10 protein-coding genes are annotated in these 13657 nt (G+C 34.2%); 9 read left to right on the forward strand and 1 reads right to left on the reverse strand.

Going from position 1 to position 13657, the window contains the following annotated elements; genetic code table 11:
• Positions 1–147: 147 nt before the first annotated feature.
• Positions 148–729 (forward strand): YdeI family protein, encoded by a 582-nt coding sequence (locus BXU10_RS21405; protein ID WP_078229526.1) that lies wholly within the window; start codon positions 148–150, stop codon positions 727–729.
• 251 nt (positions 730–980) lie between these two features.
• Here the strand turns inward: BXU10_RS21405 and BXU10_RS21410 are convergent, their stop codons facing one another.
• A complete protein-coding gene (locus BXU10_RS21410) occupies positions 981–1670 on the reverse strand; it encodes a hypothetical protein (protein ID WP_078229527.1) in 690 nt (229 codons plus the stop codon).
• Between the two features lie 140 nt (positions 1671–1810).
• Here BXU10_RS21410 and BXU10_RS21420 point away from each other — a divergent pair.
• The 8 genes from BXU10_RS21420 (at position 1811) to BXU10_RS21455 (ending at position 13463) form a co-directional block, all read left to right on the forward strand.
• A protein-coding gene (locus BXU10_RS21420; RefSeq protein WP_223255388.1) for an IS3 family transposase occupies positions 1811–2985 on the forward strand; the annotation gives its coding sequence in 2 pieces (ribosomal slippage) (positions 1811–2066 and positions 2066–2985; 1176 coding nt in all).
• Between the two features lie 501 nt (positions 2986–3486).
• Positions 3487–4080 carry a TetR/AcrR family transcriptional regulator gene (locus BXU10_RS21425; protein WP_078229528.1) on the forward strand — a complete coding sequence of 198 codons (594 nt, stop codon included), beginning with the start codon at positions 3487–3489 and terminating at the stop codon, positions 4078–4080.
• Between the two features lie 309 nt (positions 4081–4389).
• A complete protein-coding gene (locus tag BXU10_RS21430) occupies positions 4390–5538 on the forward strand; it encodes an efflux RND transporter periplasmic adaptor subunit (protein ID WP_369803425.1) in 1149 nt (382 codons plus the stop codon).
• Positions 5539–5549: 11 nt separating this feature from the next.
• Complete coding sequence (locus BXU10_RS21435) at positions 5550–8714, forward strand: efflux RND transporter permease subunit (RefSeq protein WP_078229530.1); 3165 nt, start codon at positions 5550–5552, stop codon at positions 8712–8714.
• Between the two features lie 129 nt (positions 8715–8843).
• Positions 8844–10262 (forward strand): TolC family protein, encoded by a 1419-nt coding sequence (locus BXU10_RS21440; RefSeq protein WP_078229743.1) that lies wholly within the window; start codon positions 8844–8846, stop codon positions 10260–10262.
• 223 nt (positions 10263–10485) lie between these two features.
• The gene (locus tag BXU10_RS21445; RefSeq protein WP_123922076.1) at positions 10486–11841 is read left to right on the forward strand and encodes a hypothetical protein; all 1356 of its coding nucleotides are present in this window, start codon (positions 10486–10488) and stop codon (positions 11839–11841) included.
• Positions 11842–12043: 202 nt separating this feature from the next.
• On the forward strand, positions 12044–12649 hold the full coding sequence (locus tag BXU10_RS21450) for a Crp/Fnr family transcriptional regulator (RefSeq protein WP_078229532.1): 606 nt from the start codon (positions 12044–12046) through the stop codon (positions 12647–12649).
• Positions 12650–12722: 73 nt separating this feature from the next.
• Positions 12723–13463: a GNAT family N-acetyltransferase gene (locus BXU10_RS21455; protein WP_078229533.1), complete on the forward strand. Its 741-nt coding sequence runs from the start codon at positions 12723–12725 to the stop codon at positions 13461–13463.
• Positions 13464–13657 lie beyond the last annotated feature (194 nt).

The following is a 13657-nucleotide window of genomic DNA, read 5'->3' on the forward strand; positions in this document are numbered from 1 at the left end:
AAGTTGCCAGCAAATTCCATCACACAAAATTACTTTATCAGAATAGTTTGGGGACTGTCACTAATTTTTTTTGACTCCTGACATAGGGTTGTCACATGTCAGATATACATTTGCGTCATAAATCATAAAACTGTTACGAAATTAAGTATGACTGCAAAAGAAACAGAAACATATTGCCCTGAATGCCAAACTGACTGGCGAAAATGGCTGGAAAAAAATCACCAGTCAAAAAAGTCTGTATGGCTTGTTTATTATACAAAAAAGTCGAATATTCCAACAATTAACTGGAGTGAAGCAGTTGAGGAAGCACTTTGCTTTGGCTGGATTGACAGCACAAAAAAAACGATTGACGATTCGTCGTTTATTCAGTTTTTTAGCAAACGTAAACCTAATAGTACCTGGTCGAAAATTAACAAAGAAAAAGTTAAACAACTCATTGATAGCGGACGAATGACAAAAGCGGGTTACAAAAGTATCGAAACTGCAAAACAAAACGGATCGTGGACTATTTTGGACGAAGTCGAAGAACTGATAATACCGAATGACCTCGAAGATGCATTCCGGAAACACAATGGTTCAAAAGACTATTTTCTAAGTTTGAGTAAATCGTCAAGGAAAATAATATTAAGCTGGATTGTAGTTGCCAAACGACAAGAAACCCGACAAAACCGAATTGACGAAATTGTAAAGAATACAGAACAGCATCTTAAACCAAAACACTTGCGATAAAAAAGTATATACGACAAGCAAGGTCAGCTACAGTAAGACTTTATAAAAAATATAGTTTTTAGACAAGGTTTACTTTTTTAACTACTGCTTTGTGTAGATAACCATATTTTTTAAGAATAGTATAGAATTAAAGCCTTTTACAAGTGTAACAAACTTATTTACGACAAATGACCTAAAAGCCAATTAGGATTTTTTCTAAAATTAAAAAGCCCAAAAAAAATTTGAGCCCTTAATTGAAATTTTTAATCCTGTTATTTTATTACATGTGATTTGTATTCCCCAATATTGTCATCATTTGAAAATTTTATAATACCAACATCTTTTGCAATCCAATAATCAGCTGTATAATCCCAGGTAGGCCAGGCGTCATATTTGTTGTCAATCATTTGTGAAAATCTAAATCGTACTACATCCTTAAAAACGATTCCGTTTACAGTCAATGAAACTCCTTTTTCTAAAATCTCTCCCGTATAGGTTACCTCTGTTTCCATAACAAGGGGATCAGAAGAGCTTCTGGTTTCTATAAAAGTATAAGTTCCTCCCCAGGTTTGATTAACGTCTAAATAATCTTTAAAAAAAGGGAATTCATATGCGGTGATTTTAGTAGTAACACCTTCGTAGGTTTTATTGATTTCATCAGCTTTAATATAATAATCGCCTTTATTCTTCTTAATAAACAAAGTTGTACCATCATTAAAAATTCCAGTTCTAAATATAGGTAATTGATTAAATTCGTAATACTTAGTACCATTTATTTCTTGTACTCCTGTTATTTTAGCCGAAGCATCAGTACCATCCTTAGTGTAAACCCAGTTATTCCCTACACTTGTTGGCCAGTAATCACCAGTAGAATCCGCGGTAGAATCTGAAGAATCATCACTACATGCAACAAAAAAGATTGCTGTAAAAAGCAATACAATCGAAATTGTAATTTTTTTCATAAGTTATTTTTTATATTTCAAAACACAAAAATACAGATTAGTATTATATTAAAAATCACTATTTATGAGTATTTTTAGTTTAGTGGATGTGCTAACTTAGCGTGGAGTTCTAGTTAAGGACAAAATCTTAACTTTAGACTATGAAAGAAAATCGTAAAAATTACGACCGCATTTTCAAAGAGAAAGCAGTCCAATTAAGTTATGAAAGAGATAATATCTCTCTACTTGCCAAGGAACTTGGTATTACAGCTGCTTTGCTTTATAAATGGCGCCAAGATTATCAAGAATTTGGAACGGGAAGTTTTCCTGGAAAAGGCAATTTAAAACTAAGTCCCGAACAAGAAAAAATTCATGAACTTGAAAAAAAATTAAAAGAAGCAGAATTAGAACGTGATATCTTAAAAAAGGCAATAAGCATCTTTTCCAAGGGAGGTCGATGATTTATCTTTTCATAAAAGACCATGAAAAAATATATTCGATTGAAAAGATGTGCAAAGTTTTAGCAGTAAGCAACAGCAGTTACTATAAATGGAAAAAACAGATTGTTTCAGAAAGGCAAAAACGAGTGATTTTAATAAAAGAAGCAATAACTTCAATATATTTTAATACCAAACAGCGATATGGAAGTCCAAGAATTACTTTAGAACTTCAAAATATAGGATATCAAATATCTAGAATAACAGTCGCTAAATACATGAAGCAATTAGGTTTGTACAGTAAATTGAGTAAAAAATTTAAAGTAACAACCAATTCAAAACATAATCATTTTGTTGTTCCAAATATCTTAAAAAGAGAATTTACGGTGAAGGAACCATCTAAAGCTTGGGTTTCAGATATAACATATATTCAAACAAAGGACGGATTTTTGTATCTCACAATTATTTTGGATTTGTTCGACAGAAAAATAATTGGCTGGAGTCTAAGCAATGGTTTGAGTACTAAACAAACTACATTAACAGCTTGGAAAATGGCACTTAAAAATCGAAAAATTACAAATGAATTAATATTCCACTCCGACAGAGGAATTCAATATGCTAATAAAAGCTTTACTAATATGCTTGACTCTTTTAAAACTGTCACTAGAAGTATGAGCCGTAAAGGAGATTGCTGGGATAATGCTGTTGCAGAAAGTTTTTTCAAATCACTAAAAACAGAATTAATTTATGGGAATAAACTAATTACTAAAGAACAAATGGAACTTGAAATTTTTGAATACATCGAAATTTGGTACAATAAAAAAAGAAGGCACTCTGCTTTGAACTATAAAACTATTGAAGAATTTAATAAATTAACTAATTACAAAAATGTAGCTTAACTTTTTCTCTACTTTTTGTTTGCATATCCATAATCCGGTTATAAAGAAACAGCATATGAAAAAGATCCGTAGTATCGAAGCATATTCATTTCCGGTTAAACATATCCTGCTCGTATGGAACTCATTTGTCGGTTCAATTTAATTTATAATTCCTATCAAAATTTTTCTTTATTATGTGGAAATATCCTTAGAAGAATCTGGATTAAAAATTATAAAAAATGAGAGCTTCTCGCCTAGCCCTGATCGAAATGGCATCCTTTTGTGGTGGGGTTAACCGCAAAAGATATAATGGAGAGCAGGACAAAACGCCTTAAAAACACAAAAATATTCTGGTGTAAAAAAAAATAAAACCCTAAAAATTGAGATAAATCAAGGTACCACAAAGATATTTTATACACGCTTATTGTACGATAAGAAAATATTATGATAAAATTATGGCGTAATTCGAAAAATCGCCCTACATTTGCCTAACAGTGTTAAACAATTTAATACTTATGTAAAATGGCTAGTAGAGATCGTATTTTAAGACAAAAAGAAGAGACAAGAAATAATATTCTTGGCGCTGCTTATGATATCGTAAAAGAAGAAGGCTGGAATGGTTTGAGTATGCGTAAAATTGCCGACAGAATCGAATATACTGCTCCTATTATATATGAATATTTTTCAAATAAAGATGCAATACTAAGAGAATTAACCGGTAAAGGTTTTATCAAATTGGGAAAAGAGCTGGAAAATGCTAAATCTAAATTTGAAAGACCTGAAGATCAAATAGAAGCTATGTGGATGGCATATTGGGATTTTGCCTTTACGGATACTGAGATGTACCAGGTAATGTTTGGTGTTCAGATGAATTGTTGTACGGAACAATGTGATGCTGCAAAAACGCCTTATAAACTATTTACTGGAGTTATTGCAGAGATTATGAAAAACAATAACCCAACTGAAGAAGTTATCAAACAAAAATATTTCACTTTCTTTTCAGTAATTCATGGATTGATTGCAATCAATATCATTAACAAGAGTGATATAATGGAAACAATCAATAATCAGATTCTGAAAGATGCAATTGGTGGCATTACAAAATCAATTCAATAAAAAAAATTTCATTTTTACTTAACAGTGGTAAATGATTTAATAGTTAATTTAGCAAATCCTTTTTTTTACCCTTTTACTTAACAGTGATAAATAATTTAATTAACATAAAAAAGGCTTTTTTTTAGCTCGTTACTTAACACTGATAAATAATTTAATACTGATTATAAAACAGACTGAAAACACAATTATTTAATTTTTTGTATCAATCAACTTAACAATGTTAGAAAATTTAATACCCGTAAAATGAATCTAAAGCATACCAAAAATAAAAATTTTAAAAACGAGAATGTCCAACAAATTAAAACCAATATGAAAATGAAAAATGTAATTATAACCAGCTTTATTTTGGCACTTGTACTAAGCAGTTGCGCAGATAAATCACAGGTACCAGCTCCACCACCACCTCCTGTTTTACCTGTTGCAGCTATAACAAGCGAAAATACAACTACTGATAATGAATATCCGGCTTCGATACAAGGAACTGTAGATGTAGAGATCCGTCCACAGGTAAGCGGAAACCTTGACCGTGTTTTGGTAGATGAAGGCGCTTATGTAAGCAAAGGCCAAACTTTATTCAAAATAAACGAACGTACTTTCCGTGAGCAATTAAACAATGCTTTGGCAAGTCTTCATGCTGCTGAAGCTGCTTTGATCAACGCTCAGTTAGAAGTAGATAAATTAACTCCTTTAGTGCAAAACAAAGTGGTTTCTGATTATCAGTTAAAAACAGCGAAAGCTTCTCAAAAAATTGCTGCTGCCAATATCGAGCAGGCAAAAGCAATGGTCGCTTCTGCTAAAATTAATTTAGGATATACGAATGTTACGGCTCCTGTTAGCGGATATATCGGAAGATTGCCTAAAAAACAAGGAAGTTTAGTTTCTGCAATAGATGTTGAACCTTTAACTACACTTTCGGATGTACATGAAGTTTTTGCTTATTTCTCTTTGGGAGAAACAGATTTTATCAATTTTAAATCTCAATATTCTGGAAACAGCATTGGAGACAAAATCAAAAAATTACCTCCGGTTTCTTTGATATTGGCTGATAACAACGCCTATCCGCAAACAGGAAAAATTGATATGGTTGACGGTCAGTTTGATAAAACTACAGGTGCTATTACGCTGAGAGCTACTTTTCCTAATGCAAACGGAACTTTACGTTCAGGAAACACAGGTAGAATCCGTTTAGGATTACAGCATGATGATGCTATTCTGGTTCCGCAATCGGCTACGATTGAAATGCAGGATAAAGTTTTTGTCTTTACGGTAGATAAAAACAACAAGGTTACAAAAATGCCAATTACTGTAGTGGGTAAAAGCGGTACAAACTATCTTATAAAAGACGGTGTAAAATCCGGTGACCAAATCGTATTAAGTGGTATTGACAAACTTCAGGAAGGACAAGTAATCCAGCCTGAGAAAGCTGCTAAGGTTGCTCAAATAACTAACAAAAAATAATTTTTACGAAAATGTTCAAAATATTTATACAAAGACCCGTACTGGCAACCGTAATCTCCATCTTACTGGTGATTCTGGGAGTACTTGGACTTACGAAATTGCCTTTACAACAGTTTCCTGATATTGCGCCGCCATCAGTTTTGGTAACGGCGGTTTACCCGGGAGCAAACGCAGAAACGGTTTTACGTTCTGTGGCACCTTCTCTGGAAGAATCTATAAATGGTGTTGAAAACATGACTTATATGAGCTCTACTGCCAGTAACGATGGTACGTTAGCGATTACAGTTTTCTTTAAATTAGGTACAGATGCCGATCAGGCTGCTGTAAACGTTCAGAACAGGGTCGCTCAGGCGACAAGTCAGCTACCTACAGAGGTTGTGCAGCAGGGGGTAATTACAGCGAAACAACAAAACAGTTTTATTATGGCAATCGGTATGTATACCGAAGATGAGTCAAAATACGATCAGACTTTTGTTGCCAATTATGCCCAGATTAATATTATTCCGGAACTAAAACGTATTCCGGGTGTGGGTTCTGCCAGTATTTTTGGTGGTGTAAAGGATTACTCTATGCGTGTTTGGTTAAACCCTACACAAATGTCAACTCATAATGTTACGCCAAATGAAGTTATGGCAGCAATCCAGGACAAAAGTTTAGAAGCTGCTCCCGGTAAATTTGGAGAAAGAAGTAAAGAAGTTTTTGAATATGTAATCAAATACAAAGGAAAACTAACAAAGCCTGAGGATTATCAAAACATTGCTATTCGCTCTAATGCTGATGGTTCTGTACTTCGCTTAAAAGACGTTGCAAGAGTTGAATTGGGTGCATATTCTTATAACAGTTTAACTCGTTTAAATGGTAAAAAAGGAATTGTAATTGGCGTTATCCAGTTAGCGGGTTCTAACTCAAATGATATTCAGATTGCGATCAATAAAATGATGGAAAAAGCTTCTAAAGATTTTCCATCTGGTATAAAACACAATATTTTCTATAGTACAAAAGTATCTTTAGACCAATCTATCGAACAGGTTGAACATACCTTACTGGAAGCTTTTATATTAGTTTTCATCGTGGTATTTATCTTCCTGCAAGATTTCAGATCAACATTAATCCCGGCTATTGCTGTACCTGTAGCAATTTTAGGAACGTTCTTCTTCATGCAGTTATTTGGATTCTCGATCAACTTGCTAACACTTTTCGCATTAATTCTGGCGATTGGTATTGTGGTCGATGATGCGATTGTGGTCGTCGAGGCCGTACACGCAAAAATGGAGCATAAACATTTGTCTCCAAAAATAGCCACACATGAAGCAATGCACGAAATAACGGGTGCTATTATCTCGATTACGCTGGTAATGGCTGCTGTATTCCTGCCGGTTGGTTTTATGGAAGGTTCGACTGGAGTTTTCTATCGCCAGTTTGCTTTCACCATGGCAATTGCAATTGTTATTTCGGCTGTAAATGCTTTGACTTTAAGCCCTGCCCTTGCCGCTTTATTCTTAAAAGATAATCACGGCGCACACAATGGTGAAACTCCATACGTAAAACAAGGTTTTAAACAAAAGTTCTTTAACGGATTTAATAACAGTTTTGAGAATTTGACCAACCGTTATGTTGGCGGATTAAAATTCTTAATCCGTAATAAATGGGTAAGTTTAGGAGGTTTGGCCTTAATTGCTTTCGCTACGATTGTAATGGTAAAAACTACTCCTGCCGGATTTATTCCAACAGAAGATCAGGGATTTATCGCAATTGCGGTTAATACGCCATCCGGAACATCTCTTGACGGAACTCAAAAAGTAATGACCGAAGCTGAAAATACGTTAAGAGGTTTAAGTTCTTCCCGATTTGTAACTGCAATTTCAGGTTTCAACTTGCTGACAAACTCTACTAGCCCCTCATCTGCGGTAGTTTTCGTATTGCTTAAACCAAACGAAGAGCGTGGAGACGTTAAAAATATTGACGAAATTATGAATGAAGTCCGCGGAAAATTAGGTGCGATTTCAGGTGGAAGTTTCTTCGTATTTAGTTTCCCAACTGTTCCCGGATTTAGTAACGTTGAGGCTTTAGATATGGTTCTTCAGGATAAAACCGGAGGTAAACTGGATAAGTTTAGTGGAATTTCTCAGCAATTTATTGGTGAATTAATGAAACGCCCTGAAATTGCGGTAGCTTTTACCAGTTTTAAAGCCGATTATCCTCAATTACAACTGGATATCAACGACGAAAAAGCAGATCAGTTAGGTGTCAAAGTAAAAGACATTCTGCAAACCATGCAGGCTTATTTTGGTAGTGCACAGGCATCAGATTTTAATCGATTTGGGAAATATTACAGAGTGGTTGTTCAGGCTGATATTGCCGACAGAGCAGATCCGACAGCAATTGACCGTGTGTTTGTAAAAAACAAAAATGGCGAAATGGTTCCGATAAATACTTTGGTAAAGCTAAGCCGTATTTATGGTTCTGAAACTGCTTCAAGATATAATTTGTTCAACTCGATTTCGATTAATGCGATTCCGAAACCTGGATTTAGTTCCGGAGATGCCATTAAAGCAATCGAAGAAGTGGCTGCCCAACAATTACCTGCAGGCTATAGTTACGAATTCTCAGGACAAACCCGTGAAGAAATTTCTTCCGGAGGGCAATCGGCAACTATTTTCTTACTGTGTCTGATCTTTATCTATTTCTTACTTGCTGCACAGTACGAAAGTTACATTTTGCCTCTGGCTGTAATCTTATCGATTCCTGCAGGTATATTTGGAGTATTTGTTGCGATTGGTTTAACCGGAATCGAAAACAATATTTATGTACAGGTTGCACTGGTAATGCTTATCGGATTGCTTGCCAAAAATGCGATTCTGATTGTAGAGTTCGCCGTCCAAAAACGAAAATCCGGACAGGCCTTAGTCAAAGCTTCTATTGATGCCGCTAAATTACGTTTACGTCCAATTATCATGACGTCACTGGCTTTCGTTGTTGGTTTAATACCAATGATGAGTGCAAAAGGTCCATCGGCTCAGGGTAACCACTCAATTAGTATTGGTGCTGCCGGAGGAATGGTTTCCGGAGTAATTCTTGGGTTATTGATCATCCCGGTTTTATTTATCGTATTCCAGCATTTACAAGAAAAAGTTTCCGGAAAACCGGTAGCTGTAATTCATAACGAAGAAAAATAATATGGAAAATTATATAACGACAATTCTGGTGACCATACTATTGGGCATCGGCTATATATCGTACAGAATCTCAAAAGATCTTGAAGCTAAAAAAGATACTTGTACAGAAATTTAATGACATCTTATAAAATGAAAAAATATATAACCAAAATCGTGATGGTCGCTATTTTGATCTCCACAGTAATATCCTGTAAAGTTTCTAAGGATATTGAAACTCCAAAAGATGCATTTCCTGAAAATTTCAGGAGTGCATCGGTTTCAACAGATACGGCTAGTATTGGAGATTTGGAGTGGAAAAATTTCTTTACAGAAAAAGATATTATTCAATTAATTGACAGCGCGGTGGCCAGAAATAACGATTTACAAATCGCTACTAAAAACATCGAAATTGCACAATACAGATTCACACAATCTAAATGGGGAAATGTTCCTCAGGTCAATTTGTTTGTGAATGCAAGTACAAGCAATCCGTCTGACAACAGTTTTACCGGAATGAACCTCAATCAGGCCCTGGGTCAAAAACATATAGATGATTATTCTGCCGGGGCATCACTTTCCTGGGAAGCTGATATTTGGGGAAAAATCCGCAATCAGAAAAAAGGGGCGTATGCCGGTTACCTTCAGTCTGAAGAAGTAAAAAAAGCATTGCAGACTACTATTGTTGCGAATGTTTCGAAAGGATATTACAATCTTTTAATGTTAGATGCACAATTGGATATCGCAAAGAAAAATGTACAATTAAACGACAGTACAACCAATATCATCAAGTTAAAGTTTGATGCCGGACAAGTTACTTCTTTGGGAATTCAACAATCTGAAGCACAAAGGCTAAGTTCAGCGCAATTGATTCCATTACTAGAACAAAATATTGCCATTCAGGAAAATGCTTTGAGTGTTTTGACAGGCTCTTTTCCAAATTCAAAACAAAGAAGCATTCAGTTAAGTTCAATTGAGGTAAAAAACAATACTGCAATCGGAATCCCTTCTTCTTTAGTAAGCAGAAGACCTGATGTAAAAAATGCTGAATTGGCTTTGAAAGTGGCGAACGCTAATGTTGGAATTACAAAAGCAGACTTATATCCTTCGCTTAAAATTACAGCACAAGGTGGCGTAAATTCTTTTGAAACCAGTAACTGGTTTAACATTCCAGCTTCATTATTCGGAACGGTTGCAGGAGGTTTAACACAACCTTTACTGAACAATAAAAGAGTAAGAACGCAATATAATATTGCGGTTGCCGAAAGGGAAAAAGCAGTTTTAAGTTTCAGACAATCGGTTTTGGTAGCCGTTAGCGAAGTTTCAGATGCTTTGGTAAAAGTAGAAAAATTACAACTTCAGGAAGGTTTCCTTAAAGAAAGAGTCAAAACTTTGCAGCAAGCCATTAAAAATTCGAATTTGTTATTCAAAAACGGAATGGCTGAATATCTGGAAGTAATAACTGCACAGGCAAATTTATTGCAAAGCGAGCTGGAACTGGCCAACATAAAAAGAGAACAATTATCTGCTAATACTGAGTTATATCGTGCATTAGGCGGAGGTTGGAGATAATACCCGTTTTTAATTATTTATTTCTGAAAGCGCTGTGAAACTTAGGTATCATGGCGTTTTCTGATTTCTATAAATAACGGAAGAAAACATTTTTAGTGATTATAAGTAAAATCTTTCTCTCTATGAATCCGATAATTTAAAATATAAGAAAATGATTATTTTTAACATTTAAAACAATTATATTTGTAAGAAATTATAAATAAAAAATATCAACTTGTTAAAAATGAAACACTTATTAAGCATCCTTCTTATTCTAACATTCTCATTTCAGGGATATTCTCAAAAAAAAGGCAAAAAAAAACCAATACCTAAAACTAAAATTACTGCAGTTCAGGAAGGGACTCCAACAATAGAAATGAAAGATGAAAAGATAATGCCGGATACCCTACAAATAGAAAAAGGGAAAAAGTATGTCTTTTTAGTCGATGTGAGCGAGTTTTCCGGACAAGGAAATACTGTTGAAGCTGGCAATGATGATAACTCTGAAAAAGCCGAATTGAAACGCAATTTTCCAAAAGAGAACCTCGAAATCATAACCATTAATAAATATACCTACGTCCTTTTCGAAAACAAACAAACATTAGATATTACCGGAAACGGGAATTCTTTTCAGGCTTTTGCTTACTGGAGCGGAAAAATAGATGATAAAGTACAGATTAAAGAAGGCAAAAGAATGGCTACTGAATTTGTTGCGGAACAGTTGAAAACAAAAAAAGAATCTTCATATGTTATCAATACTCGAAAATACAAAAAAGAAGTTGCTTCATTATTAGGTAAAAACAAGGTCACTTCAAAATCTAAAGAAGTGATGAAAGAACTGTTAAGCGGTTATTCGTTGCCTTTTCCAGATATTGAAGGAGATAACGTACCTGTTTTTCAGCAGGGAACTGCAAAATTAAAAACGCTGGAATCCTATTTTCTTAAAAAGAAAGGAGTCCGGGTTCCTCTAAAAAGCGTTTCTTTCAACAATGAAGGCTTTCCTTTGATTATAACTTACTATGAGGATGAAGGAAAGAAAAAGAGTAAACAAGAATTAATCTACAAAGATGGCATGCTTACAAAAATCATAAAAGCGGATCAGACAGCCTCCTATATTAATTATGATGATAACAAAATGATATTTACTGAGAACATCGGGGATGCCAATGAAACAACTGTTTTTTGGCTTGAAAATAGTAAATTATTACAAAAATCATATACCCTAATGACAGATGACAAGTTTTCATACATGAATACTTTTACAGAAGAAAAATTCGAAAACAACTGTATCTCCTATTCTATTAATAATGTTGTCTGGTCGTATAATTGTGGTGGTCCAAATAACAAATTTCCGTATATTCATACCTACACCTCTTATCAGAACAAAGAAGTTCTGCAGTTCAGAAAATCCAAAATAGAGAAAAAAAACGATAGAACCTATGATAAATATTACTCTGAAGCAAAACGCGCCGATCAAAATGATAATTACAAACTATGGGGAACATTTCATTTAGATGACTTCAATTTAGTAGATTCCTTCAATTTCACCAAAGATGGTACTGCTAAAACGATCAAAATAGATTATACCTGTTATGAATAATACATTCTGACAAAAACTTTTAAACGCTGTGAGACATTAGCTTCATGGCGTTTTTTTTTAGGAGCTGTGTCCTGCACATGAAGCAACGCTGAATTGGCGAAGCAATCCGCTTTGTCATCCTGACGTAAGAAGGATCTTCACAAGAAACTCCTCACAGTATGTCCTTTTTTATAATTTCATATATTTACTCAATAAAACAAAAATGACATTCAATAAAGAAACATACCTCAACAATCTAAAACTAACTATTGAAAGTTATTATCCAATTTCTGAGCAATCATGGAAACTAATTCAAAACATCACAGAATTTCAAACCCTTAAAAAAGGAGAAACACTATTACAAAATGGAGAAATTGCTAAAAACCTTCATTTTATAGCAAAAGGAATTCTGAGAGCATTCATTACAGACCAGCAGGGAAATTTTTACAATAAAAACCTCTTTCTTGAAAATTCATTTGCAGGGTCTAAAGTTTCATTAATGCTGCAGACACCTTCGAATTTTGCAATTGAAGCTCTGGAGGACTGTGTTTTAATCAACATCAGCTATAAAAAATATATGGAGTTGATTAACAAAAATGACGATCTAAAAAACTTCTATATTGCTCATTTAGAAAAAACCTGGATTATTGAAAAAGAACAAAGAGAAGTAGCGCTCGTTATGCAAAACGCCACTGAAAGATATGTTAAACTTCTTGAAAAACATCCCGAAATTGCAGACCGCGTTCCGCTCTTGCATATTGCATCACATTTAGGCATTACGCCTACGCAGTTAAGCCGAATCAGAAAAAGTCTCGAAAAAGATTTGTAAATCAACATATGTAAAGGCTTTTCAGAAAGGCTGAATTTATCTTTGCAGTATGATTTAAATTCGTCTCCCAAAAATGAAAAACACAGACCTCATCAAAGATAATATTGACAATTTAACCGGATTCTGGAAAACCATTGGAACTCCCTTCCTTGCCTATTGTAAAAATGATTCTATTGCGTATTGTAAAATAGAAAACTCTGGCTGGCCAAATAAATTATGGTTTAAAGAAGACATTACTTCTGAAGATCTTTCAAAAATCATTCAAATTGTACATAAAAATCCTGGTTTAGTAGTTCCATATTGGGATATTTTCAAGAGTAATTCCAATCAGCTTCTTGAACAAAACAGCTTCGAAATCAAAACCGAACAAATGGGTATGTTTTTAAAACTGAATCAAAAATTCACGCTTCAAAATAATTTAACTTTCAAAAAAGTTACTACTGAAGAAGATGCCAAAATCTGGGCCGATGTTTATCCGAATGCTTTTGGTTACGTTATCAGTAAGGAAATTCTAATTCAGGATTATCAAAACGTGCATTTTTATTTGGTTGCTGCAGATAAAAAACCAATAGGGACTTTTATGCTTTACCAAACCGGAAAAGATATGGGTATTCATGGGGTTGGCGTAATTCCTGAAATGCGCAGAAAAGGATTCGCCGAAGAAATCATGAAATTTGCAATGAACCTTTGTATCGATTTAAATGCTGAAACTGCACATTTACAAGCATCAGCTATGGGAAAAGATATTTATACGCGATTAGGTTTTGAAGATTTATTTTTGATTAAAAACTATGTTTTAAATACCAATACTTAAAAATTCCAATTTCCAATAGAGTTTATATCTGCTTGTAATTAATCAATCTTTACGGAGGTACTAGTGGAGATTCTTCCTTCGTGAAGATGACAAACTATGGTTAACGCAACACATAATCTTGTCCCAAATGCCCCTAAAATAGTCAGAAATGTCCGTTTTATCAGAATACAAAACGTGTAACTTTGTATTATATT

This window comes from Flavobacterium sp. LM4 (assembly GCF_002017935.1).
GTDB classification, from domain to species: Bacteria; Bacteroidota; Bacteroidia; order Flavobacteriales; family Flavobacteriaceae; genus Flavobacterium; species Flavobacterium chungangense.